22 protein-coding genes are annotated in these 24,135 nt (G+C 34.9%); 21 read left to right on the plus strand and 1 reads right to left on the minus strand.

Annotated elements, in window-relative coordinates; genetic code table 11:
• The first annotated feature begins 202 nt into the window (after window positions 1-202).
• The 18 genes from rpoB (at window position 203) to GXW81_RS07800 (ending at window position 20,743) form a co-directional block, all read left to right on the plus strand.
• Entirely contained in the window at window positions 203-4,030 is a 3,828-nt protein-coding gene (gene rpoB, locus GXW81_RS07715; RefSeq protein ID WP_014937419.1) for a DNA-directed RNA polymerase subunit beta, read from the plus strand.
• An 82-nt stretch (window positions 4,031-4,112) separates the two neighbouring features.
• Complete coding sequence (rpoC, locus tag GXW81_RS07720; protein WP_161531851.1) at window positions 4,113-8,381, plus strand: DNA-directed RNA polymerase subunit beta'; 4,269 nt, start codon at window positions 4,113-4,115, stop codon at window positions 8,379-8,381.
• An 80-nt stretch (window positions 8,382-8,461) separates the two neighbouring features.
• Complete coding sequence (locus GXW81_RS07725; RefSeq protein ID WP_004916801.1) at window positions 8,462-8,770, plus strand: DUF3467 domain-containing protein; 309 nt, start codon at window positions 8,462-8,464, stop codon at window positions 8,768-8,770.
• A 63-nt stretch (window positions 8,771-8,833) separates the two neighbouring features.
• On the plus strand, window positions 8,834-11,005 hold the full coding sequence (locus GXW81_RS07730) for a TonB-dependent receptor (protein ID WP_161531852.1): 2,172 nt from the start codon (window positions 8,834-8,836) through the stop codon (window positions 11,003-11,005).
• 103 nt (window positions 11,006-11,108) lie between these two features.
• Window positions 11,109-12,980 carry an ABC-F family ATP-binding cassette domain-containing protein gene (locus tag GXW81_RS07735; protein ID WP_161531866.1) on the plus strand — a complete coding sequence of 624 codons (1,872 nt, stop codon included), beginning with the start codon at window positions 11,109-11,111 and terminating at the stop codon, window positions 12,978-12,980.
• A gap of 58 nt (window positions 12,981-13,038) precedes the next feature.
• A complete protein-coding gene (locus GXW81_RS07740) occupies window positions 13,039-13,611 on the plus strand; it encodes a hypothetical protein (RefSeq protein WP_161531853.1) in 573 nt (190 codons plus the stop codon).
• Window positions 13,612-13,754: 143 nt separating this feature from the next.
• Window positions 13,755-14,405 (plus strand): uracil phosphoribosyltransferase, encoded by a 651-nt coding sequence (upp, locus tag GXW81_RS07745; RefSeq protein ID WP_161531854.1) that lies wholly within the window; start codon window positions 13,755-13,757, stop codon window positions 14,403-14,405.
• A gap of 109 nt (window positions 14,406-14,514) precedes the next feature.
• Window positions 14,515-15,315 carry an enoyl-CoA hydratase/isomerase family protein gene (locus tag GXW81_RS07750; protein ID WP_161531855.1) on the plus strand — a complete coding sequence of 267 codons (801 nt, stop codon included), beginning with the start codon at window positions 14,515-14,517 and terminating at the stop codon, window positions 15,313-15,315.
• A gap of 47 nt (window positions 15,316-15,362) precedes the next feature.
• The gene (locus GXW81_RS07755; RefSeq protein ID WP_161531856.1) at window positions 15,363-16,211 is read left to right on the plus strand and encodes a YicC/YloC family endoribonuclease; all 849 of its coding nucleotides are present in this window, start codon (window positions 15,363-15,365) and stop codon (window positions 16,209-16,211) included.
• Window positions 16,212-16,232: 21 nt separating this feature from the next.
• Window positions 16,233-16,793, plus strand: coding sequence for a guanylate kinase (gmk, locus tag GXW81_RS07760; RefSeq protein WP_161531857.1), 561 nt, complete (start codon window positions 16,233-16,235; stop codon window positions 16,791-16,793).
• Window positions 16,793-17,242 carry a quinolinate synthase NadA gene (gene nadA, locus GXW81_RS07765; protein WP_161531858.1) on the plus strand — a complete coding sequence of 150 codons (450 nt, stop codon included), beginning with the start codon at window positions 16,793-16,795 and terminating at the stop codon, window positions 17,240-17,242. Before gmk ends, nadA begins: the two co-directional genes overlap by 1 nt.
• A 9-nt stretch (window positions 17,243-17,251) precedes the next feature.
• On the plus strand, window positions 17,252-17,614 hold the full coding sequence (gene folB, locus GXW81_RS07770) for a dihydroneopterin aldolase (protein WP_154137871.1): 363 nt from the start codon (window positions 17,252-17,254) through the stop codon (window positions 17,612-17,614).
• A gap of 108 nt (window positions 17,615-17,722) precedes the next feature.
• A complete protein-coding gene (gene gcvH / locus GXW81_RS07775) occupies window positions 17,723-18,100 on the plus strand; it encodes a glycine cleavage system protein GcvH (RefSeq protein ID WP_161531859.1) in 378 nt (125 codons plus the stop codon).
• A 28-nt stretch (window positions 18,101-18,128) separates the two neighbouring features.
• A complete protein-coding gene (locus tag GXW81_RS07780; RefSeq protein WP_161531860.1) occupies window positions 18,129-18,449 on the plus strand; it encodes a VanZ family protein in 321 nt (106 codons plus the stop codon).
• Window positions 18,450-18,921: 472 nt separating this feature from the next.
• Entirely contained in the window at window positions 18,922-19,119 is a 198-nt protein-coding gene (locus GXW81_RS07785; protein ID WP_004916839.1) for a hypothetical protein, read from the plus strand.
• Window positions 19,120-19,143: 24 nt separating this feature from the next.
• The gene (locus GXW81_RS07790) at window positions 19,144-20,148 is read left to right on the plus strand and encodes a hypothetical protein (protein ID WP_161531861.1); all 1,005 of its coding nucleotides are present in this window, start codon (window positions 19,144-19,146) and stop codon (window positions 20,146-20,148) included.
• A 2-nt stretch (window positions 20,149-20,150) separates the two neighbouring features.
• Window positions 20,151-20,336, plus strand: a complete 186-nt coding sequence (locus tag GXW81_RS07795; protein WP_161531862.1) for a hypothetical protein — start codon at window positions 20,151-20,153, stop codon at window positions 20,334-20,336.
• A 71-nt stretch (window positions 20,337-20,407) separates the two neighbouring features.
• Window positions 20,408-20,743, plus strand: a complete 336-nt coding sequence (locus GXW81_RS07800) for a YkvA family protein (RefSeq protein ID WP_260393576.1) — start codon at window positions 20,408-20,410, stop codon at window positions 20,741-20,743.
• A 182-nt stretch (window positions 20,744-20,925) separates the two neighbouring features.
• Here the strand turns inward: GXW81_RS07800 and GXW81_RS07805 are convergent, their stop codons facing one another.
• The gene (locus GXW81_RS07805; RefSeq protein WP_161531864.1) at window positions 20,926-21,528 is read right to left on the minus strand and encodes a uracil-DNA glycosylase family protein; all 603 of its coding nucleotides are present in this window, start codon (window positions 21,526-21,528) and stop codon (window positions 20,926-20,928) included.
• Between the two features lie 119 nt (window positions 21,529-21,647).
• Between GXW81_RS07805 and GXW81_RS07810 the strand changes: the two genes are divergently transcribed.
• From GXW81_RS07810 to GXW81_RS07820, 3 genes are read left to right on the plus strand one after another with little or no spacing between them, the layout of a single operon-like run.
• The gene (locus GXW81_RS07810) at window positions 21,648-22,361 is read left to right on the plus strand and encodes an RNA ligase family protein (protein WP_154137878.1); all 714 of its coding nucleotides are present in this window, start codon (window positions 21,648-21,650) and stop codon (window positions 22,359-22,361) included.
• 18 nt (window positions 22,362-22,379) lie between these two features.
• On the plus strand, window positions 22,380-22,904 hold the full coding sequence (locus tag GXW81_RS07815; RefSeq protein ID WP_161531865.1) for a phospholipase D-like domain-containing protein: 525 nt from the start codon (window positions 22,380-22,382) through the stop codon (window positions 22,902-22,904).
• 52 nt (window positions 22,905-22,956) lie between these two features.
• Window positions 22,957-23,868: a WYL domain-containing protein gene (locus GXW81_RS07820; protein WP_154137880.1), complete on the plus strand. Its 912-nt coding sequence runs from the start codon at window positions 22,957-22,959 to the stop codon at window positions 23,866-23,868.
• Window positions 23,869-24,135 lie beyond the last annotated feature (267 nt).

Below are 24,135 nucleotides of genomic sequence, written 5' to 3' on the forward strand. Positions count from 1 at the left end.
AGGGATTTAGGGTTTTGTTCTGTTGTATTTCAAGGTATTATCTATCTAATGAGAAAATTGAAAATATTTTGCACTACGCCGTGAAAAGATATACCGGAGTTGCAGTTAGAAAGTTTTTTAGGAAATGATGCCTGAATAGCTTTCTGATATTTTTAAAAAGAGTAACAAAATATTTTTAAACCAACAATCTTCTAAAAGTTTTATGAGTAAATCAAAGACGACACAAAAAGCTCAGGGAAATCAAAGAATTAATTTCTCGTCGGCTAAAGGAAGAGTGGAGACGCCAGACTTTTTGGATATCCAAATTCAATCCTTTAAGGAGTTCTTTCAGCTAGACACACTTCCGGAGCAGAGAGTGAACGAAGGACTTTACAAAACCTTCCAAGAAAATTTCCCAATTACAGATTCTAGAAACCAGTTTGTACTAGAGTTTTTAGATTACTTAGTAGATTCTCCTCGCTATTCTATAGATGAGTGTGTAGAGAGAGGGCTTACTTATTCTGTGCCATTAAAGGCAAGATTAAAATTATACTGTACAGACCCAGAGTACGATGATTTCCAAACGGTAATCCAAGATGTATATCTAGGTACAGTACCTTATATGACGCCTAGTGGTTCATTTATCATCAATGGTGCAGAGCGTGTGGTAGTAACACAGTTGCATAGATCTCCAGGGGTATTCTTCGGGCAGACTTACCACGCTAATGGTACTAAATTATACTATTCTAGAATTATCCCATTTAAAGGGTCTTGGATGGAATTTACTACGGATATCAACAGCGTAATGTACGCTTATATAGACCGTAAGAAAAAATTACCATTAACCACTTTACTTAGAGCTATCGGTTACGAGTCTGATAAGGAAATTCTTCAGATATTCGACTTGGCGGAAGAGGTTAAAGTGTCTAAAGCGGCTCTTAAAAAAGTAGAAGGTAGAACTTTAGCAGCTAGAGTTCTTAATACTTGGTTTGAAGATTTCGTAGATGAAGATACAGGTGAGGTAGTTTCTGTAGAAAGAAACGAAATTATCTTAGATAGAGAAACCGTTCTTGAAAAAGAACATTTAGATTTGATTTTGGAGGCTGGTGTTAAAACCATTTTAATCCACAATGAAAACACTAAGGAGTTCTCCATCATTCAAAATACATTACAAAAAGACCCTACCAACTCAGAAAAAGAAGCGGTAGAGTACATCTATCGTCAGTTGAGAAACGCAGATCCACCTGATGAAGAAACTGCAAGAGGAATTATAGAAAAGTTATTCTTCTCGGAGCAGAGATATTCTTTAGGAGAGGTAGGTCGTTACAGATTGAACAAAAAGCTAGGTCTTAGCGTAGACGAAAGTGTAGAGGTACTTACTAAAGAGGACATCATTAGTATTGTAAAACACTTAATAGAGTTGGCTAACTCTAAAGCAGAGGTAGATGATATAGACCACCTTTCTAACAGAAGAATTAGAACGGTAGGAGAGCAGTTGGCAGGTCAGTTTGGAGTAGGTCTTTCTAGAATTGCAAGAACAATCCGTGAGAGAATGAATGTTCGTGATAACGAATTGTTTAGTCCAACAGATTTAGTTAACGCTAAAACATTAACATCGGTAATTAACTCATTCTTTGGAACTAACCAGCTTTCTCAGTTTATGGATCAAACCAATCCACTTTCTGAGATTACACATAAGAGAAAATTATCAGCTTTAGGACCTGGTGGTCTTTCTAGAGAAAGAGCAGGTTTTGAGGTTCGAGATGTTCACCATACACACTACGGAAGAATTTGTCCAATTGAGACGCCGGAAGGACCGAACATTGGTTTGATTTCTTCTTTAGGTATTTATGCTAAAATCAATAATTTAGGTTTCATAGAAACGCCTTATCGTAAGGTAGAAAATGGTAAAGTAGATTTAGATGCGGCACCTATATATCTTAACGCAGAAGATGAGGAAGCTAAAATTATTGCTCAAGCGAACGTAGAGCTTGCTGATGATGGTAAGTTTGAAACAGAGAGAATTATTGCTCGTTTAGATGGAGATTACCCAGTGGTAGAACCAGAGCAAGTAGATTTAATAGATGTAGCTCCTAACCAGATTTCTGGTATTTCGGCATCACTTATTCCTTTCCTAGAACACGATGATGCTAACCGTGCCTTGATGGGATCTAACATGATGCGTCAGGCAGTACCATTATTAAAACCTCAAGCACCTATCGTAGGTACAGGTTTAGAAAAGCAAGTGGCTAGAGACTCTAGAATTTTAATCAATGCTGAAGGAACTGGTGTTGTAGAGTATGTAGATGCGGAGAGAATTGTTATAAAATATGATAGAACTGAAGATGAAGATATTGTAAGCTTCGAATCAGCTACTAAAACCTATCATTTAACTAAGTTCAGAAAAACCAACCAATCTACTACTATTACTCTTAAACCTATTGTAAGAGTAGGAGATACAGTAGAAAAAGGACAAGTACTTTGTGATGGTTACGCAACAGAAAACGGAGAGTTAGCATTAGGTAGAAACTTAGTGGTAGCGTTCATGCCTTGGAAAGGGTATAACTTCGAGGATGCGATTGTAATCAACGAAAAAGTAGTTCGTGAGGACTGGTTTACTTCTATCCACGTAGATGAGTATTCTTTAGAGGTAAGAGATACCAAACTAGGTATGGAGGAGCTTACAGCAGATATTCCTAATATCTCTGAAGATGCTACAAAAGACCTAGATGAAAACGGTATGATAAGAATCGGAGCAGAGGTAAAACCTGGTGATATTCTTATCGGTAAAATCACACCTAAAGGAGAGTCTGACCCTACTCCAGAAGAGAAGTTATTAAGAGCTATCTTCGGTGATAAAGCAGGAGATGTAAAAGACGCTTCTTTAAAGGCAGATTCTTCATTAAGAGGGGTAGTGATAGACAAAAAGCTATTCTCTAGAAATATTAAGGATAAGAAGAAGAGAACAGAAGAGAAAATCAAGCTAGAAGAAATAGAAAACCAATATAAAACTAAGTTCAATGAGCTTAGAGCGGTTCTTTTAGATAAATTAAACACTATTGTTAATGGTAAAACATCTCAAGGAGTTAAAAACGACTTAGGAGAAGAAATCATTGGTAAAGGTGCTAAGTTCTCTATGAAACTACTTCAGTCAGTAGAAGATTATGTAAATGTAAGTGGTTCTGACTGGACAGTAGATACAGATAAAAACGAGTTAATTAAGCAATTAATTCACAACTATAAGATTAAGTACAACGATTTACAAGGAGTTAAAAACCGTGAGAAATACGCTATTTCAATCGGAGACGAGCTTCCTTCAGGAATAATTAAGTTGGCTAAAGTTTACATCGCTAAGAAGAGAAAGTTAAATGTAGGAGATAAGATGGCAGGACGTCACGGTAACAAAGGTATCGTATCTAGAATCGTTCGTGAGGAAGATATGCCTTTCTTAGAAGACGGTACGCCAGTAGACATCGTACTTAACCCGCTAGGGGTACCTTCTCGTATGAACATCGGTCAGATTTACGAAACGGTACTTGGTTGGGCAGGTAAGCAATTAGGCTTGAAGTTCGCTACGCCTATTTTTGACGGTGCTAAACTAGACCAAATTACAGAGTACACCGAAAAAGCAGGGCTACCTATCTACGGAAACACTTATCTGTATGATGGTGGTACAGGGGAGAGATTTACTCAGCCAGCTACTGTAGGTGTGATTTATATGTTGAAACTTGGTCACATGGTAGATGATAAGATGCATGCTCGTTCTATTGGACCTTACTCTCTCATCACGCAGCAGCCATTAGGAGGTAAAGCTCAGTTTGGTGGTCAGCGTTTCGGAGAGATGGAGGTTTGGGCACTAGAAGCATTTGGTGCGTCTAACATCTTGAGAGAAATCCTAACAGTGAAGTCAGATGATGTGATTGGTAGAGCTAAAACTTACGAAGCTATTGCGAAAGGAGAGGCAATGCCAGAACCGGGTATTCCAGAATCCTTCAATGTATTGCTTCATGAGTTACAAGGTTTAGGATTAGATGTAAGGTTAGAGGAATAATAGACACGAGATATGAGATACAAGATAAAAGAATACCATCTTCTCTTGGTTCTCGGTTCTCTTAATCTTTAAAAGAAACAAAATGTCAAATAAAAATAAAACAAGTAGATTTAATAAAATCTCGATAGGTTTAGCTTCACCAGAGTCTATTTTACAAGATTCAAGAGGAGAAGTATTAAAACCAGAAACCATTAACTATAGAACGCACAAACCTGAAAGAGACGGGCTTTTCTGTGAGAAAATATTCGGTCCTGTAAAGGATTACGAGTGTGCTTGTGGAAAATATAAGCGTATTCGTTATAAAGGCATTGTCTGCGACCGATGCGGTGTAGAAGTAACGGAGAAAAAAGTGCGTAGAGAGCGTATAGGGCACATCAACTTGGTAGTTCCTGTAGCTCATATTTGGTACTTCCGTTCTTTACCAAATAAGATAGGTTATCTTCTAGGATTGCCATCTAAGAAACTAGATATGATTATCTACTACGAAAGATATGTGGTAATTCAGCAAGGTATCGCTAAAAAATTAGACGGTTCTGATTTCGAGGAAATGGAATTTTTAACCGAGGAAGAATATTTAGATATTTTAGATACACTTCCTACGGAAAATCAATACTTAGATGACTCTGACCCTAATAAGTTTATCGCTAAAATGGGAGCAGAGGCTGTGGAAGAATTATTAAAGAGAATAGATTTAGATGCTCTTTCTTACGATTTAAGGCACAAAGCTCACAACGAAACATCTAAGCAAAGAAGAACAGAAGCATTAAAAAGATTATCAGTAGTAGAAGCTCTTAGAGATGCTAATACGAGAATGATTAACCGCCCAGAGTGGATGGTAATGCGTGTACTTCCTGTAATACCACCAGAGTTAAGACCATTAGTGCCACTAGATGGTGGGCGTTTTGCGACATCAGACCTTAACGACCTTTATAGAAGAGTAATTATCAGAAACAACCGTCTTAAGAGACTTCTAGAAATTAAAGCTCCTGAAGTTATCTTAAGAAACGAGAAGCGTATGCTTCAAGAAGCGGTAGATTCTTTATTTGATAATACAAGAAAATCTTCTGCGGTTAAATCTGAGTCTAATAGACCATTAAAATCTCTTTCTGATTCATTAAAAGGTAAGCAAGGGCGTTTCCGTCAGAACTTACTTGGTAAAAGGGTGGACTACTCTGCTCGTTCGGTAATTGTGGTAGGGCCTACTTTACAACTACACGAGTGTGGTATCCCTAAAGATATGGCGGCAGAGCTTTATAAGCCGTTCATCATCAGAAAACTAATCGAAAGAGGTATCGTAAAAACGGTAAAATCTGCGAAGAGAATTATAGATAGAAAAGAGCCTGTGGTGTACGACATTCTAGAAAATGTAATGAAAGGTCACCCAGTACTTCTTAACCGTGCACCTACGCTTCACCGTTTAGGTATTCAGGCGTTCCAGCCTAAAATGATTGAAGGTAAAGCGATACAACTACACCCATTGGTAACTACGGCATTCAACGCCGACTTTGATGGTGACCAGATGGCGGTGCACTTACCTTTAGGTCCAGAAGCTATTTTAGAGGCTCAACTTTTAATGTTAGGTTCTCAGAATATCTTGAACCCTGCTAACGGTTCTCCAATTACGGTACCTTCTCAGGACATGGTACTTGGGCTTTACTTTATGACTAAAGAAGCTCACTCTACGGAGGATTATAAAGTGAAGGGAGAAGGTTTAACTTTCTACTCTCCAGAGGAAGCAGAAATTGCCTATAATGAAGGACAAGTAACGCTTAATGCTAAAGTTAAGTGTAAACTTCCTGTAAAAAATGAAAACGGAGAATTAGTAACTAAACTGATTGAAACTACTGTTGGTAGAATTTTATTCAATCAGATAGTACCTGAACAGATAGGATTCATCAATGAACTTTTAACGAAAAAATCGTTAAGAAATGTAATTGGTAGAATTTTAGCAGAAACTGATTTCCCAACTACAGTTCAGTTCTTGGATAGAATGAAAGACCTAGGATACTCTAATGCATTCAAAGGAGGTCTATCGTTCAGCTTAGCTGATATTGTGGTACCAGAAGAGAAGAAACAAATGATAGCTTCGGCGGTAGAAAGTGTAGATGATATTAAGGCTAATTATAATATGGGTCTTATCACTGATACTGAGCGTTATAACCAAGTAATTGATGTTTGGACAAATACTAACGCTAACCTTACCGAAATGATTATGCAGAGAATGAAGACCGACCAAGGTGGTTTCAACTCTGTATATATGATGCTAGATTCTGGTGCGAGGGGTTCTAAAGAGCAGATTCGTCAGTTATCAGGTATGCGTGGTCTAATGGCAAAACCTCAAAAAGCAGGTTCAGTAGGTGCAGAGATTATTGAAAACCCTATTGTAGCTAACTTTAAAGAGGGGCTTTCTATCCTTGAGTACTTTATCTCTACTCACGGTGCTCGTAAAGGTCTTGCGGATACGGCTCTTAAAACGGCGGATGCTGGTTACTTAACGAGAAGGTTGGTAGATGTGGCTCAAGACGTTATCATTACTGAAGACGATTGTGGTACACTAAGAGGTGTGGAAGTAACGCCACTTAAAAAGAATGACGAGATAGTAGAGAGATTATCTGAAAGAATTTTAGGTAGAATTTCTTTACATGATATATATGATCCAGAAACAGACGAGTTAATCGTAGAAGCTGATGTTCTTATAGATGAAGAATTAGCTAAGAAGATAGAAGAGGCTGGTATAGAGTCTGTGGAGGTTCGTTCACCTTTAACTTGTGAATCTAAGAGAGGTATCTGTGCTAAATGTTACGGTAGAAACTTAGCAACAGGCAAGATGATTCATATGGGAGAAGCTGTGGGTGTTATTGCAGCACAGTCTATTGGGGAACCTGGTACGCAGCTTACCTTGAGAACCTTCCACCAAGGGGGAACAGCGGGTAACGTTTCCGAAAATCCGTCTATCGTAGCTAAAAGAGATGGTATCGTAGAAATGGACGAAATTAGAACGGTAACTTCTGAAGATGAAGAAGGTAACCAAGCTGAAATCGTGGTGTCTCGTTCTACCGAATTCCGTTTGGTAGCAGATAATGCTAGCAGAACGCCTATTATGGTGGCAAACTTACCTTACGGTTCAATACTTTCTGTGAAACCAGGGGATAAAGTGAAGAAAGGAGACCTTATCGCAAGGTGGGATCCGTATAATGCGGTAATCATTGCTGAAACTTCTGGTAAGGTAGAGTACGAAGATATTATCAAAGGGGTGTCTTTCCAATTAGAAATTGACGAACAGACAGGCTTTGAAGAAAAGGTAATCTCTGAATCTAGAAACAAAAAAGCGGTACCTACTCTTAGAGTGGTAGATTCTAAAGGAGTAGAGCAAAAATCTTACAACTTACCTGTGGGAGCACACTTAATGGTAAATGATGGAGAGAAGATTAAAGCTGGTAAGATTTTAATTAAAATCCCAAGAAAATCTGCAAAAGCAGGGGATATCACGGGAGGTCTTCCTAGAGTAACGGAACTTTTCGAAGCTAGAAATCCTTCTAATCCTGCGGTAGTAACCGAAATTGATGGGGTAGTATCTTACGGAAAAATCAAGAGAGGTAACCGTGAGCTTATCGTAGAGTCTAAATCAGGAGAAATTAAGAAATACTTGGTGAAATTATCTAACCAAATCTTAGTTCAAGAAAACGACTTCGTAAGAGCAGGTTCTCCATTGTCAGATGGTTCAGTAACGCCTAACGATATTTTAGCAATTAAAGGTCCTACAGCGGTACAAGAATATTTGGTAAACGAGATCCAAGAGGTATACCGTTTACAAGGGGTGAAGATTGATGATAAGCACTTTGAAATCATCGTTCGCCAAATGATGACGAAAGTAGAGATTGTAGATGGTGGAGATACTCAGTTCTTGGAAGGTAGTCTAGAACATAAGCAAGACTTTATCGAAGAGAACGAAAGAGTGTTTGGTATGAAGGTGGTTACCGACCCAGGAGACTCTCAAGTGCTTAAAGCAGGTCAGATGATTACAGCGAGAGAACTAAGAGATGAAAACTCTAAGCTTAAGAGAGAAGACTTGAAACTGGTAGAAGTTCGCGAAGCACTTACAGCTACAGCGCACCCAGTTTTACAGGGTATCACAAGAGCGGCTCTACAAACTAAGTCATTTATGTCTGCGGCATCTTTCCAAGAAACTACTAAGGTACTTAACGAAGCAGCGGTATCAGGTAAAGTAGATGAATTGAATGGTCTTAAAGAAAATGTAATTGTAGGACACAGAATTCCTGCAGGAACGGGTCTTAAAGATTATCAAAACTTTATCGTAGGTTCTAACAAAGAATTTGAAGACTTAAACTAATTTAAAAAACAGTTTGAAAGGTAGAAGATATTTATTATCTTTATACCTTTCAAACTAAATAATAACTAAATAATAATTTTATGGACAACAATCAAAACCAAGATCCAAACAACATTAACATTGAACTTAACGAAATGGTAGCAGCTGGTGTATATGCTAACTTAGCTTTGGTAAACCACTCTCCATCTGAGTTTGTTTTAGATTTCATTCAGTTAATGCCAGGTGTTCAACAAGCTAAAGTAAGATCTAGGGTAATTTTAGCACCATTACATGCTAAAAGAGTTCTAAATGCTTTACAGCAAAATATTGCTAACTACGAGCAACAGTTTGGAGAAATTAAAGAGGTTGAGCCTTTTGTATTAGGTGGTAACAATACGCCTCAAGCGTAATAAGTCTTTACCTTTAAAATAATTAAAGTCTTACTCTTAAAAAGGTAAGACTTTTTTGATTGTATGAAAAATAGAAATATGAATAAATTAACCACTTTTATCACTTTTTTATTAGTAACAAAAGCTATTGCACAGAATGTAGAAAAAGAAAAGGTTGTAGACAGTGTCGTCATAAGTGCAAGGCAAAAAGTAAAGCAAGAGAGGAAAGAGTTTTTTAAACAAGCCCAATCTACGGAAATTATATCCGCTTATGAGGTGGAAAGGAATAATCCTCACTTTATAGAGCAATCACTAGGAACAATGGCTGGTGTTCAGGTAGAAAAAAGAACCCAATTCGGTGGGCAAAGAATTGTTCTGAGAGGTTATGGTAACGACCAGAAATTCAATAATTGGGGAGTGAAGTTCTACCTCAATTCGGCACCAATTACCAATGCTGATGGCGTTACTATTTTAGAAGATATAGATTTTTCTCTTATCAATAATATTGAGGTCGTTAAGGGGCCTGCCTCTACACTTTATGGTGGAGGTACAGGTGGAGCCGTGAGGTTCTATATGCGTCCAGAAACTAAAAAAGGGACTCATTTATCAGAGTCTTTGGCTTTTGGCTCATTTGGTTTGTTTCAGTCTAATACCAAGGTAGAAACTGTAACGGATAACGCAAATATTATGTTTAACTATGGGCATATAGGAAGTGATGGTTATCGTCCTAGAGGTAATACTAGGAAAAATAACTATGCTTTTATGGGAAACTTTAAACTGGCACAAGCCCATAGTTTAATGGTGTATGCGAGTCATAACAATTCCTATGAAGGCGTTACAGGACAAATTTCTCTTCAAGACTATTATGATGGTAAAGACCCTGGCAATGCAGCTTATGCAAGAAAAAATGCAGCAAATCATTTCATCGCAACCAGAACTATTATAGGTCATCAATGGAAAATCAATCCTAATGTTACCTATAATATCTCATTATTTTATCATCATTTAGATACTAAGCGAACGGCTGCAGGAGCGGCAGAAAACTCTCAACAACCAAGCTATGGTGTGAGGTCTGAGCTAAAATGGAGTTATCCTATTTCTGAAGATTTTAAAAATGAAATGGAAGCAGGTGGAGAATATCTTGTTTCTAGAGCTTTAATCTCTAATTATCGTTTTGATGGCAGTTTGGATAAACCAGATTTACAGACTCGACCATTATCTAAAAGAGGTACTTATTTTAAGTATGATAATTATAATTTCTCGGTGTTTCTTACCAATAGATTAACTTATCAACCTTTAGACTTATCTCTTCTTTTGGGTGTGAGTGGCAACAAGCAAGGTTATGATAGAACAGACTTGTTGGCTTATCCTGGGTTGTTAGATGGATATAATCAAGATACCTCTTTCAAAAAAGATTTTTCTATGGTGCTTACACCTCATATAGCATTACAAAAAAAATGGAAAAATCAATTATTTAATTTAAGTTATAGTGAAGGTTATAATGCACCTACGGCTTCTACAGCATTTGTTTCTGCTACAGGGAAAACTAATGATTTACTCAAAGCAGAGCGTGCTAAAATGTGGGATTTTTCAGTACACGGATTGCTAGGAAAAACGAAATTTGATTATCAAATATCCTTATTTGACATCAGAGTTCAAGATAAGCTAACACAGCTTTGGGCTAGCGATGGTGCTGGAGATGTGTACTCTTATTGGGGGAATACAGGAAATCAGTTCAATAGGGGACTAGAGTTGAGTCTAGGCTATTCTTATACATCTAATAATTTTATAAATAAAGTGTTACCGTATTTTAATCTTTCTAAATATGATTTTAAATATCAGTCCTTTAGTATGTTAGGTGAAGATTATTCAGGTAAAAAGGTGGTAGGTGTACCTTCGGTAAAATACTCCTTAGGGTTAGATTTTGATACGCGTTTTGGACTTTATGTTAGAAATACATTCAATTATTTAAGTGATGTTTATACTGATTTTGCCAACGAAATAAATGTAAAAGGTTTTCATCAATACAATGCCAAGATAGGCTACAAAAAGGAGTTTGGTAAGTGGAGTTTAGACGCTTATGTGGCAGGGAATAATTTAACGAATAGAGTCAATTATGCCTTTCTATTTGTAGGGGATGCAATAGGCGACACTGATTTAGGTAATGGCTATCCTGTTGGGGTAACTACCGATGTTAATCCAGGACCTGCAAGAGCTTATTTCTTTGGAGGAACTACCATTAAGTATAGCTTTTAGTAGAATATTCCATACTATTTTTAGAACCGTTTTAGAAGGGAAATGCCCAACTGAAACGGTTTTTTTATGCTATCTTTGTACTCAATTTCAATTTTCTAGAGAAATGAATTACATCACTGCTGAAAATCTTACCAAATCTTATGGAATTAAAACTCTATTTCAAGATATTTCTTTTAACATCAATGAAGGAGATAAAATTGCCATTGTTGCCAAAAATGGAAGTGGGAAATCTACCCTTCTAAAAATTATTTTGGGAAAAGAAATTCCTGATAGTGGTTCAGTATTGGTAAATAAAGACATACAAGTGGTGCTTTTTGACCAAGAAATTACTTTCGATGCGGAGGATACTGTGGAAGAATTTATGATGAAGCTAGATTCAGATCCTATAAATGCTGTTAGAAATTACCATCTGTCTTTACAATCTACAGATACAGCGTTTATTGAGAAGGCTCTTGCAGATATGGAAATTCATAAAGCGTGGGATTTAGAAAATGAAATGAAACAAATTCTCTTTCAACTCAAAATTACAGACCTTAATGCCAAAATGGGAACACTGTCAGGAGGGCAAGTGAAAAGAGTTGCATTGGCAAAATTGCTTACAGAAACTAGGGCTGAGCACAAACATACACTTTTAATTATGGACGAGCCTACCAACCATTTAGATGTGGATATGGTGGAGTGGTTAGAAAATTACCTTTCCAAAGCGAGGATTACTCTTTTGCTAGTAACACACGATAGATACTTTTTAGATAGTGTTTGTGATGTAATTTGGGAGATGGAAGACCAGCAACTATACATTCATCAGGGGAGTTATGCCACTTATTTAGAAAATAAAATGATTAGGGAAGAAAATCTACAATCTACTATAGATAAAGCCAATAATCTTTACGGCAAAGAATTGGAATGGATGAGAAGGCAGCCCAAAGCACGAACTACAAAATCTAAAAGTAGAATAGAGGCTTTCTACGAAACAGAAAAGGTCGCTAAGACGGATACTAGAAAAGACAGTTTGGAGCTAGATTTTAAAATGGAACGCTTGGGTAAAAAGATTCTTGAGCTTAGAAATATCTACAAAAAGTATGATGATAAAGTGATATTAAAGGATTTTTCTTATCAGTTTCAGCGAGGTGAAAAGGTGGGGATTGTAGGGCAAAATGGAGCGGGTAAATCCACATTACTTAATATTATCCAAGGGTTAGAAAACTATGATAGTGGAGAGATAGAAACAGGAGAAACCATAAAATTTGGTTATTTTTCTCAAAAAGGACTGATCTATAAGGAAGATGAAAGAGTAATTGATTTCATCAAAGAAATATCTGAAAACTTTCCATTAGCTAATGGTAGAACTATTTCTGCGTCGCAATTTTTACGATTATTTTTATTTGATGACCAAGCACAATACTCACCCATTTCTAAACTTTCTGGAGGAGAGAAGAGAAGGTTACATTTAATGTATGTGTTGTATCAAAACCCTAACTTTTTAATTTTTGATGAACCTACCAATGATTTGGATTTACCTACCTTAAGCGTTTTGGAAAACTTTTTACAAAACTTTCAAGGTACATTAGCCATAGTGTCTCACGATAGATATTTTATGGATAGAGTGGTAGACCATATTTTGGCATTTGAAGGAGATGGTAAAGTAAGAGATTTTACAGGCAACTTTACAGAATATAGAGCCGCTAAAGATTTAGAGTTAAAACAAAATAATAAAGAAAAAGTAGAAATTTCTCAACTAGAAAGAAAAGAGCCTTTACCTAAGAAAAAGCTCTCTTTTAAAGAACAGAGAGAATTAGAAGAAATAGAAAAACAATTACCAAAGCTAGAAGAAGAAAGAGAGGTTATACTCGCAAAGCTCAATGGAGAAACAGATTATGAGAAAGTAGCTAGTCTATCAGAACTGTTAGAAAAAAACGCCAAAGAGTTAGAGAGAATAGAGATGAGGTGGCTAGAATTACAAGAAGTCTTATCATAAGTATCAGTTTGGTATAATTATTGTTCTTAGCATAATAAATTAATTTTAAACTATATTTATGAAAAAATTATTTTTAGGAGCTGTGGTATTTGCAGCAGGATTGTTTGGTACGGCTAACGCACAGATTCAAGAAGGAAACTGGATGGTAGGTGGTCAGGTAGCTAATATGAGATTTACTAATGGAGTAAATTTGAATTTGACACCTCAAGTGGGTTATTTTGTTAAAGATAATTGGGCTGTAGGTGCACAAGTTGGGTTAGATGTCGCTAGTGCTGGTGGTAATAGTAGTACAACTACGAATTGGACATTAGGAGGATTTACAAGATATTATTTTGGAAGTAATGAGATTGAAAGTTTACTTAAAAATGGTAGATTTTTCGCAGAAGGTACTGTAGGTTTTGGAGGAAAAAATAATAGTGCTGGAAGTACAACTAATGGAGTTAATTTAGGTGTAGGTGCAGGTTACTCTTATTTTATTACTAAAAATGTAAGCCTAGATGGGTTGTTGAAGTTTGATGCCGTAGCGGGAGGAGGTAATACATCAGGTAACGGAGATTTACGTCTTAATATAGGATTCCAGATTTACTTGCCTACTTCTAAAGTAAAAGCGGCTTTAAAAGATCAACAATAGAATTTTAAATCTACATGACAAAGAGCGAGAGGATATTCATTATCTTCTCGCTTTTTATTTATTGAATAAAAAAATAGAGAAACTTACTAGGTCTATTGTTAAAAAATACCGAAATTTGTATCAGAATAAAAGTAAGAAATAAGATGTTTACAATATTATCAGAAGAGTTTTCACTAGTTACAGAATGGATTAACGATTTAAGAAATGTTTCCGTACAAACGGACAGAATGAAGTTTCGTAGAAATATGGAAAGAATAGGCGAAATAGCCGCTTTTGAAATTAGTAAACATTTACCTTATAAAGAGATAGAGATTACCACGCCACTAGACAAAATTACTTCAAGAGAAATAGAAACTCAACCTGTTATTACAACTATTTTGAGAGCGGGTGTGCCTCTGTTTCAAGGCGTGCTAAATTATTTTGATAAAGCAGATTGTGGTTTTGTAGCAGCGTATAGAAAGCACGATGCTAATGATTATTTTAGTATAAAACAAGATTATCTTACTTGTCCTAATATTGAGGGACGACCACTTATTGTGGCAGACCCAATGTTGGCCACAGGAGCTTCGCTGATTGAAGCTATTAAAGATTTACTTACTAATGGGAATCCTTCACAAATTCATATAGTAGCCGCTATAGCGAGCAAAGAAGGAGTAGAAACTCTTCAAAAAGCGTATCCAGAAGCTTATATTTGGGTAGGTGCAGTAGATGAAAAACTGACGGACAAAGGCTACATTACTCCAGGATTAGGAGATGCTGGGGATTTAAGTTACGGAGAAAAATTACAACGATAGGGTTGATTACAAATTTTTTTAAAAATCTTAACTGATAAAACTTCTGTATATGAGCTTTTTTCATATGTGGAAGTTTTTTTATCTTTGGGAATAATAATAAATTTACTTTATGTATAAATTAATAGATGTAGATAATCATTTTGAAGGGAAACTTCAAATCGCATATATCAATCAGCCAGAATCGTTTAATAGTCTTAATAAGGTTGTTTTAGAAGAGTTATTGCACTTTATAAAAGCTTGTGATGCAGATTCTAGTGTACGCTGTATTGCAATTAGTGGTAAGGGTAAAGCATTTTGCTCTGGACAGAATTTAAAGGAGGCTTTAGATTATAAAGCAGAAGCCAATGAGGAACGCTTTATCCAAAGGATTGTGATAGATTATTATAATCCGTTAGTTAAGGCTATCGTCTATGCTAAAAAACCAGTAATTGCATTGGTTAATGGTCCTGCGGTTGGTGCAGGAGCAATGTTAGCTCTCATCTGTGATTTTGCAGTAGCATCAGAATCAGCGTATTTTTCCTTAGCTTTTTCTAACATAGGACTAGTGCCTGACACAGCAGGAACATACTATTTGCCTAAATTGCTAGGGCGTTCCTTAGCGAGTTATTTGGCATTTACAGGGAAGAAATTATCAGCTGAAGAATCCTTAGAAAGAGGTTTGGTTGCTGATGTTTTTTCAGACGCTACTTTTTCGGAACAATCTTTACAAGTCCTAGAACATATTACTCATCAGCCTACTGTGGCATTAGGGCTTACAAAAAAAGCCTTTAACAAATCTTATCAGAATAGTCTATCGGAGCAGTTAGATTTGGAGAGTATTCTCCAGCAAGATGCCGCAGAAACTTGGGATTTTCAAGAGGGAATAGCAGCTTTTTTAGAAAAAAGGAAGCCTCAATATAAAGGTAAGTAAGTATTAAAATTTTTCAATTCATCTTTTATAAGTATATGGTATTATCTATGACAGGCTTTGGGAGAGCCGAAGGTACTTTTGAGAATAAAAAAATAAGTATAGATATTAAATCTGTTAATAGTAAAGGTTTAGACATCAATCTCAGAATGCCCTCAATATATAGAGAAAAAGAATTTCTGATAAAAAAAATAATCTCAGAAATGGTTTTAAGAGGGAAGGTTGACTGTTGTATCAATGTAGAAAATTTGGTTAAAGAGAGTCAATTGGTACTAAATAAAGAGATAATTCAAAATTATATTGCTCAATTTAAAGAGGTCGTTTCAGAAGATACACCAGATTTTGAACTTCTAAAAATGGCGATGAGGTTGCCTGATGCTACGACTTACAACGCCGAGGAAATGTCAGACGAGGAATGGAGTTTTATAGAAAAATTATTATTAGAAGCCATCAATAACTTTACAGAATTTAGAAAAACCGAAGGACTGTCTTTGCAAGAAGAATTACAAAAAAACATTACCAATATAGGTTTGAGTTTAGAAAAGGTAACACCATTTGAGGCAGAACGATTGGTTAGTATTAAAGAAAAATATCAGAAAGCGTTGCAAGATTTTGAGAATGTAGATGAAACCAGATTCTATCAAGAGATGGCTTATTATACCGAAAAGTTAGATGTTTCGGAAGAAAAAGTAAGGTTGGCTCAGCATCTTAAATACTACCAAGATACAATGCTTCAAGATGAGTTTAATGGTAAAAAATTAGGTTTTATAGCTCAAGAAATAGGGCGAGAAATCAATACATTAGGCTCCAAAGCTAACCACGCAGAAATTCAGAAATTGGTAGTATTGATGAAAGACGACTTGGAAAAAATTAAAGAGCAAACGCTTAATGTATTGTAAACAATAATAAAAGGTAAGACATTGGATAAAGTTATTATATTTTCAGCACCATCGGGTAGTGGTAAAACCACACTGGTAAAGTATTGTTTAGAGAAATTTTCCAATTTGGAGTTTTCTATATCAGCCACTACAAGACAGCCAAGAGGTGCAGAGCAAGATGGTAAAGATTATCATTTTTTAAGTTTAGAAAAGTTTAAACAGTTGATTTCAGAAGAGGCTTTTGTAGAGTACGAAGAAGTCTATACGGATAAATTTTATGGCACATTAAAATCGGAGGTAGAGCGTATTTGGAAGTCAGGCAACACCGTTATTTTTGATGTAGATGTAGTGGGAGGTGTCAATCTTAAAAAGATTTTTGGGGAGAAAGCTCTTTCTATATTTATTGCACCGCCAAGTATTGAGGAATTAAAAAACAGACTTATTTCTAGAGGAACAGATGATGAGGAGACCATTAAAATTAGGATAGATAAAGCGGCGGCGGAACTTTCTTATCAAGATAAATTTGACAAAATTATCATTAACGATGATTTATCCGTGGCTCAGAAGGAAGTAGAACAAGTGATTCATCAATTTTTAAACTAATGGAAGAAAATAAAAAAAACACCGAAACTAATCTGCCAGTTCCAGATTTTTTGAAATACCAAGAGTTTCAGATGCCAGCAGACGACCGCCTAGAAGAAGAAATATTGAAACTGAAGCAAGAGAAACAAATCCCAATATTAGCACATAACTTGTACGGAGCGGTATTTTTAGAAAAAGTATCAGACGCTTCGGGCAATCTTTTAGAAATAGCAAAAAAAATAGAAGAAGGGAAATGGACAAAAGTTCTATTTGCAGGGACGATGTTCCAAGCAGGGGTTCTTAAAGGGCTATTCCCAAACACTACTTTTTGGATTCCTAAGGAAGTGAGTAAAGGTACTTTGGAAGAAGATTTTTATGATACTCTAAGAGAAGTTTACCTTAGTCTTAAGTATGAATATCCAATCGTTGAATTAGAAGACGATTCTCTTTTGGCAAATTATCAAAAATAAAAATATTTTATGGTGTCAAAAATCATTTTAGAGGATATTAAAATCTATGCCTATCATGGGGTTCTACCAGAAGAGAATGTTGTAGGTACTTATTATCTAGTTAATCTAGAGTGTGATGTGGATTTATGGAATGCAGCTCAAACGGATAATTTAGAAGATACCATCAGCTATGCGGAGCTTAATGATATAGTACATCAGGAGATGAGTGTTAGTTCTAAATTGTTAGAGCATGTGGCAGGACGCATTATTAAAACTATTCTGACTAAATATCCTCAGATTACACATATTAAGGTTAAAATTACCAAAAAATCACCACCTATGAGAGGCGAAGTTCAAGGGGCTAGTGTGGTATTAGAGAAAGATAATAAATAATAAAGTTCTTTAAATCATAGGATTAAAATACTTTGTTTGAAAAACTCTATAAAATTTTGAACATATAATATAATTAAGTTATTTTTGAAGAAAAATAAAATATACAAAATGAATACACCAGCAGAACTAAAGTACACTAAAGACCACGAATGGGTAAAAGTTGAAGGTAATATAGCTACAGTCGGCATTACAGATTTTGCACAGTCTGAGCTAGGAGATATTGTTTTCGTAGATGTAGATACTGTAGATGAAACCTTAAATTCAGGTGAGGTCTTCGGGAGCGTAGAAGCAGTTAAAACTGTTTCAGACCTTTACTTACCATTAGCAGGAAAAGTAGTGGAGTTCAACGAAGCGTTGGAAGATGAGCCAGAATTGGTAAACACAGACCCTTACGGAAAAGGTTGGATTATAAAACTAGAAATTGCAGAAGGCGTTGACCAATCAGAACTATTATCTTCTGAACAATATCAAGAAGTCATTGGTTAAAAAATACCACCATATTATAAAAATAGTAATGCCCATTTATTGGGCATTACTTACTTATGTCCTTCTCAAACCTGTGGGAGAGCATAAAGACTATTGGTTCCTATTTCAAGGGATAGATAAAGTAGTTCATTTTAGTATGTTTTTCGTGTTAGGTTTTCTATTTCGTTGGGCGTATCCCAAGGCTAGTGTATATACCTACTATTTTATCCTTGTTGCTTACGCTATTCTTACCGAAATTTTTCAGCAAGTTATGGCACTTGGGCGTTCTGCTGAGTGGCTAGACCTTTTAGCAGATACCATAGGCTTGGTACTAGCCTATTATGTATATATTAAAATTACAAGAAAGTAAAATTTTAAATTCATAAATAGAGAAATTCTTTAAGCTCGGTGCGATGGTCATCGGGCTTTTTTTTGAACAATTAAAAAAGGATGTGTACTCAAAATAAAAAACAAGAACGACATATTTTGACGATATAAAGTAGTAATATTACAGATATATAGGGTTTTAGCCTGCGTATATAGGTCTGTTTTAAAATAAATATTATCTTTGTATAAACATAAGGTAATTATGAAAAGATAATAATTAAAACAACATATAGAGCATAAGGTGCTTACCATTATTTCATTCGGTTAAATCTGGTACATTTAAACAAAAGATGAGGTATAATGGGTAAAGGCGTGATTGCTCCCTTTTATAGGGACGCAGGCTGTTTTTTCCTATTTTCATCTCAGGTTTACCAGAACCCAACCGAATAATATGGACAAAAGCAAGTGCTGTGTCCTTTTTGTTTTCAGCAAAAACCAATAAAAAAAATAAGATTATGGCAGTATTATGGCGTGTTACAGTAAAGAAAAAGTACGGGACAGTAGCCTCGGGTATGTGGATAGAGTTGCTCTTCCAAAATAATAGCCAAATCCCGATGCAGGAAGATATCAGAAATGCACTGAATGCAAAGTATGGTAAAAACACTCTAAATGGAACTATACCTAAAGAGTTTTTGGAAATTGTGAAATTATAGAAGTTTAATAAAAAAGTAACACAAATGGATAAAAATAACTCGCTAATTATAGATAACAAGGATTTTCAATTATTAGAACAATCTTTTTATGGAGACATATTAAATTTTGATATGTCGCATTTTAATGTTGAAAACTCTAATAGAAAAAAAGTATTATTAAATAAGTTATATGAAGAGTCATTAAAAATCCCCGCATTTATAGATTTTATAAATAAATTAAAAGATAATGGTCGTTTATATGCAGATATTTCGAGTAAAACCAAAGAACTAATAGATAATGGGGAGTTATTTTTTAAATATACTGAAAAAGGTAATATATCAGCTATTTTAAGAGATATTAATGGACGTTTTTCAGAGCATATAACTTTAAAAAGTGAAAATTTTTCTCCAGAAACTATATCCTCTTTAGCAAATATAGCGTTACAAATGCAATTAGCACAAGTAATGTCAAAACTTAAAGATATACAAGAAACTGTTGATAAAATTTTACAAGGTCAAAAAGATGATAGAGTTGCATTATGTGAAAGTGCTTTATATCAATTACTTTTATCATTGAAAATAAAAAATTATTCATTTAAAAAAGACTGTATTAGTAATGCTATTAAAACTATTTCTGATGGCAAAATGCAAATATTGTATTCAATGAAGAGAAATATTGAATATATTAATAATGCGGAATACGGATTTTGGTCTTCAAATCAGGACAAAGTCGATAAGGAAATGATAGATTTACAAAAGAATCTTTCTATTTATATAAAATCTTCGTATATTGAAGCGATGTTATTTTTAACTGCAAATGAAAACTCAGCTGCCTTAAATTCTATGAATATGTGTGTTTCTATTCTAAATAAAAACATTGATGAGGCGGTTCGTAATAATCTTCATGAGAATATGGGAAAGAGTATTTCAAATAATAAACGAATTGACATTAATTTTTGGATCAATACATATCCCGAAATTATAAATAATATTTCTTCTAAAATAGAGTTTTTAGATACTAAAATTAATAATGATAACCTAATTTATTAGCTATGAATGAATGCAGCAAATGTGGTAAACGAATTTCGTATACAGAAACTAAATGTAAAGCCTGTAAAAGGTCTCTTTGGACTAACATTAAAGATGGTGCAAAAACATTAGGAGGAGCAGCAGGAGGAGGATTAGCGACGGCGCTAGCATTGTTAAAAATAATTGAAATTTTTAACAAGAAAAAGTAAATGAGGAGGAACTAAATAGATTCATACAACAAAATAGCAGATATTGCTTTAAATGCTAAAAAATGTTTAAAATGAAAAAGCAAAACATATCCAATACGCAATTACCTGCCAATCTAACCAAGCCTAATTATCATATTCCTCAGTGGGGGCTATTGGTGTTATCTATGTTATATGTTATTAGCCCAATAGATGCTATTCCAGATGTTCCTGTGGTTGGTTGGGTGGATGATGTTTTAGTAGTCTTAGCTGGAGGTCTTAATCTTATAGAATCCTACTTGCGAGGTTATAATACTCATCTAGCTAATATCGTTAAGTTGTTTAAATGGATAGCCATTATTTTGGGTGTCATTATGATATTACTTATTGTTTTATTAGGAACACTAATAGTTAAGTTATTCAGTTCTTAGAAAAATAAACAATAATATTAACCTTTGGGTAAGTAAATACTACCCAAAGGTTATTAAATAGAAAAATACTAATAATTAAGTGAGAGTTATTAAAAAAACGAATATAAGAGATACTAATTATAAGAACCTATTAGTGTAACTACGGAAGTGTTTTGAGTATAAAATATAGACTGATGTAAAACTTATAACATTTTCATATACGCCTTTAGTTCCTCATACTTTTCATTAGTATTTTTAGGTTGGCTACTTGGGTGTGGCACTACAAAAATGGGGTAATCGCACTCATAAGATAATAAGTGGAGATTCCCTTTTTTATAGTAAGCCTTTTTAGGGAAATTATTCCATAAGCGGTGTCCCCAGAATATAATCAGATGAGGTTGTAGTTTCTTTAATATCTCTTTAAAAGCAGCCTCACTTTTTATAAACTCTTCTGTGGTTGGAGCTTCACGAGGACCGCCCATAGGGAACTGCACGAAATTATAAAACGCCAAATTTTGCCACACTTCCACAGTCTCCAAATCATCAAGCTTCTTTCTAGATAACAGGTTAGAAAATCTAGTAAAAGTATTCATCCAAGTTTCAAACGAGCCATTACCGTTTTTATAGGCTATAAATCGCAGCACCACCTCTTGGGTTACACCACCGATTTTAGAAGTATTCCCTTCAATAAACGCTTTTAAATCTTCATCGCCAAAATAGTGGCTTTCTCCTAAAACTAAAATTTTAAACGGGTTTTTATGATAAGACTTGCCAACAAATGGCTGAAACTTTATTTCGTTTTTCATAATATAATTTTTAGCAAAGGTAAATAATGGTGGTGACAAAATCTGACCGTTAAATTAAATATTTCACTACGACATATTCCGTCTGCTTTAATCCTTTTCTTTGTATCAAAATACAATATATGAAAACTTTTAACATCAAAAACTACGGTTCCATAGGGCATTTCCCTAATTCTAAACTCGGAACAGGCGACCACCATATAGGTGCTGGGCAGGTACGACTTTTAACCGAAAAGAAAAGAGATGCTTGGGATACCGTATTTGTACACGAGAAATACGATGGCTCTAATGTGGGAATCATTAAATGGAATAACCAAATACTGGCACTAACACGCTCTGGAAGACTGGCAAAAGACAGTAGGTTTAAACAACATCAACTGTTTGCCTTATGGGTAGAAAGACGAAAAGCAACCTTTGAATCTATGCTCCAAGAGGGCGAAAGAGTCGTGGGCGAATGGCTCACACAAGCCCATGGCATACGCTATAAAATAAATACCGAACCTATCGTTTTTTTTGACTATTTTAGCCCCGAAAATAAGCGTTGGACACAAAACAATCTATTAGAAAAACTGAACCACTACGAACTGAACAGTCCAAGACTACTCCATAAAGGCGACGCCATTTCTACTGAACTTTTAATTCCGATACTGAACCAAAAAACACCCACGATAGAAAGCGTAGAACTGCCAGAAGGTATGGTATATAGAATGGAAAGAAAGGACGAAGTGGATTTTATCGCTAAATGGGTACGCCCAGATTTTTGCAATGGACAATACAATATCCACACAGAAAACGACACTCCTGTATGGAATGTCCTCATAGAAAACCTTGAGTAATAGAACAATGTATAAATTATGATAACCTATATTAAAAACGAAGACCACTATTACCAAGTTATAGAAAAAGCTTTAAATGTTCGGCGTTCCCTCTGGATAGGCACAGCAGACATAAAAGACCTTTATATAAAGGAAGGCATTAAAGGCACACAACCCTTTTTGGCAGGATTATCTAAGTTGGTACAAAGAAATGTTGAGGTTAGGCTATTATTCGCAAAAGAGCCTGGACGAAATTTCAAAAACGATTTTGATAAATACCCACTACTTATAGAACATCTAGAAAAAGCCACTTGCCCTAGAGTTCATTTTAAAATATTGGTTTTTGATTGTAATGAAGTTTATATCGGCTCTGCCAATCTTACAGGAGCAGGATTGGGAATGAAATCCGAACAGAATAGAAATTTTGAAGCAGGAATTCTTACCAATGAAACCGAACTTGTACAAAATGCCATGCAACAGTTTGATGATGTATGGACGGGATTACACTGTAAAAATTGCGGACGAAAAAACTACTGCGAACTACCCATTGACCAAATGTTTTAATACTGACATATTTTGTCGTGTTAAAAGTGTATTTTTGTAAAAAACAATTATTATGGTAATTGAGCAAATATTTAGGCTAAAGTATATAGAAGAATTTTTGAAAAGACGAAAAGATAGAGGAGCGTCTTACCAAGAGATTTTTGAATACTTATCCAAACGCTTTATAAATGAAGATTTAGATTTAAGTTTTACCAATCGTACTTTCCTCAGAGATAAAAAACTAATTGAAAAATTATCAGGAATAAATATTAGCTATGATAAAAATAAAAAAGTCTATATTATTTCTGATGAAGAACCAGAAGAATATTTTGAATCGTTGTTATTGTTAAATGCGTACCGCTCCTCAAAAAAGAATGCAGATATTTTGCTCTTCGAAAATCGTTCACCTAGAGGTATTACCGAAAATCTTGAAGATTTACTAAATGCAATTAACAAACATAAAATCATTAGCTTTAAACATTATAGCTTATGGAATAATGATGAAATTCCCAAACTGAAAAAAATAAAACCTTACGCTCTTAAAGAATTTAGATACCGTTGGTATGTCTTAGGTCAAGCCTATGACGATGGTAAAACTTCCAAAGAAATTACAGCGTATGGCTTAGATAGGATAAGCGATTTAGAAGTATCTTCCTCCTCATTTGTTCCTGAAATTATAGACATAGAAAACCTTTATAAAGACTCCTTCGGTATTGTGTTGCCTAACGGAATACCTCCCGAGAAAATAATCCTTTCTTTTGATAAGCAACAGGGTAGTTATGTTAAAAGACTACCTATACATCATTCTCAAAAAGTGGAGAAGGAAACGGATACAGAAACCATCATCAGTGTATTTCTAGTTCCTACCTACGATTTTTGGCAAGAAATTTTATCATATGGTAAAAGAGTAAAAGTACTACAACCAAAATCTTTTGTAGATATTATTAAAAGCCAATTGAAAGAATCATTGGCAAACTATACTTAGTCTTAGATTATAATCTAAAAATTGTCATATATTATTATAAGGTGGATTATATACATCTAGATTCTATTGGAAATTTTTTCATTTTGTATATCAATCGATTATATATTATGGATAAAAAAAGGATATAAAACATTTGGAGTTAATGGCAAAGAATTTATATTTTTGCACCCTCGATAAGAGAGAATAGGAGTGGATTGATTAGAAGAGATTAAATACTTAGTAGTAATAAACCTAAGAATAAGAGGTGCATTATGAGGGGGTGTTTAG

It is taken from the genome of Riemerella anatipestifer (genome assembly GCF_009932355.1).
GTDB lineage: Bacteria > Bacteroidota > Bacteroidia > Flavobacteriales > Weeksellaceae > Riemerella > Riemerella anatipestifer_E.

Excerpts from the sequence above, each read along its gene's own strand:
- rpoB (WP_014937419.1), top strand. The coding sequence starts at position 203 with ATGAGTAAATCAAAGACGACACAAAAAGCTCAGGGAAATCAAAGAATT.
- rpoC (WP_161531851.1), top strand. The coding sequence starts at position 4,113 with ATGTCAAATAAAAATAAAACAAGTAGATTTAATAAAATCTCGATAGGT.
- GXW81_RS07725 (WP_004916801.1), top strand. The coding sequence starts at position 8,462 with ATGGACAACAATCAAAACCAAGATCCAAACAACATTAACATTGAACTT.
- GXW81_RS07730 (WP_161531852.1), top strand. The coding sequence starts at position 8,834 with ATGAAAAATAGAAATATGAATAAATTAACCACTTTTATCACTTTTTTA.
- GXW81_RS07735 (WP_161531866.1), top strand. The coding sequence starts at position 11,109 with ATGAATTACATCACTGCTGAAAATCTTACCAAATCTTATGGAATTAAA.
- GXW81_RS07740 (WP_161531853.1), top strand. The coding sequence starts at position 13,039 with ATGAAAAAATTATTTTTAGGAGCTGTGGTATTTGCAGCAGGATTGTTT.
- upp (WP_161531854.1), top strand. The coding sequence starts at position 13,755 with ATGTTTACAATATTATCAGAAGAGTTTTCACTAGTTACAGAATGGATT.
- GXW81_RS07750 (WP_161531855.1), top strand. The coding sequence starts at position 14,515 with ATGTATAAATTAATAGATGTAGATAATCATTTTGAAGGGAAACTTCAA.
- GXW81_RS07755 (WP_161531856.1), top strand. The coding sequence starts at position 15,363 with ATGACAGGCTTTGGGAGAGCCGAAGGTACTTTTGAGAATAAAAAAATA.
- nadA (WP_161531858.1), top strand. The coding sequence starts at position 16,793 with ATGGAAGAAAATAAAAAAAACACCGAAACTAATCTGCCAGTTCCAGAT.
- folB (WP_154137871.1), top strand. The coding sequence starts at position 17,252 with ATGGTGTCAAAAATCATTTTAGAGGATATTAAAATCTATGCCTATCAT.
- gcvH (WP_161531859.1), top strand. The coding sequence starts at position 17,723 with ATGAATACACCAGCAGAACTAAAGTACACTAAAGACCACGAATGGGTA.
- GXW81_RS07780 (WP_161531860.1), top strand. The coding sequence starts at position 18,129 with ATGCCCATTTATTGGGCATTACTTACTTATGTCCTTCTCAAACCTGTG.
- GXW81_RS07785 (WP_004916839.1), top strand. The coding sequence starts at position 18,922 with ATGGCAGTATTATGGCGTGTTACAGTAAAGAAAAAGTACGGGACAGTA.
- GXW81_RS07790 (WP_161531861.1), top strand. The coding sequence starts at position 19,144 with ATGGATAAAAATAACTCGCTAATTATAGATAACAAGGATTTTCAATTA.
- GXW81_RS07795 (WP_161531862.1), top strand. The coding sequence starts at position 20,151 with ATGAATGAATGCAGCAAATGTGGTAAACGAATTTCGTATACAGAAACT.
- GXW81_RS07800 (WP_260393576.1), top strand. The coding sequence starts at position 20,408 with ATGAAAAAGCAAAACATATCCAATACGCAATTACCTGCCAATCTAACC.
- GXW81_RS07805 (WP_161531864.1), bottom strand. The coding sequence starts at position 21,528 with ATGAAAAACGAAATAAAGTTTCAGCCATTTGTTGGCAAGTCTTATCAT.
- GXW81_RS07810 (WP_154137878.1), top strand. The coding sequence starts at position 21,648 with ATGAAAACTTTTAACATCAAAAACTACGGTTCCATAGGGCATTTCCCT.
- GXW81_RS07815 (WP_161531865.1), top strand. The coding sequence starts at position 22,380 with ATGATAACCTATATTAAAAACGAAGACCACTATTACCAAGTTATAGAA.
- GXW81_RS07820 (WP_154137880.1), top strand. The coding sequence starts at position 22,957 with ATGGTAATTGAGCAAATATTTAGGCTAAAGTATATAGAAGAATTTTTG.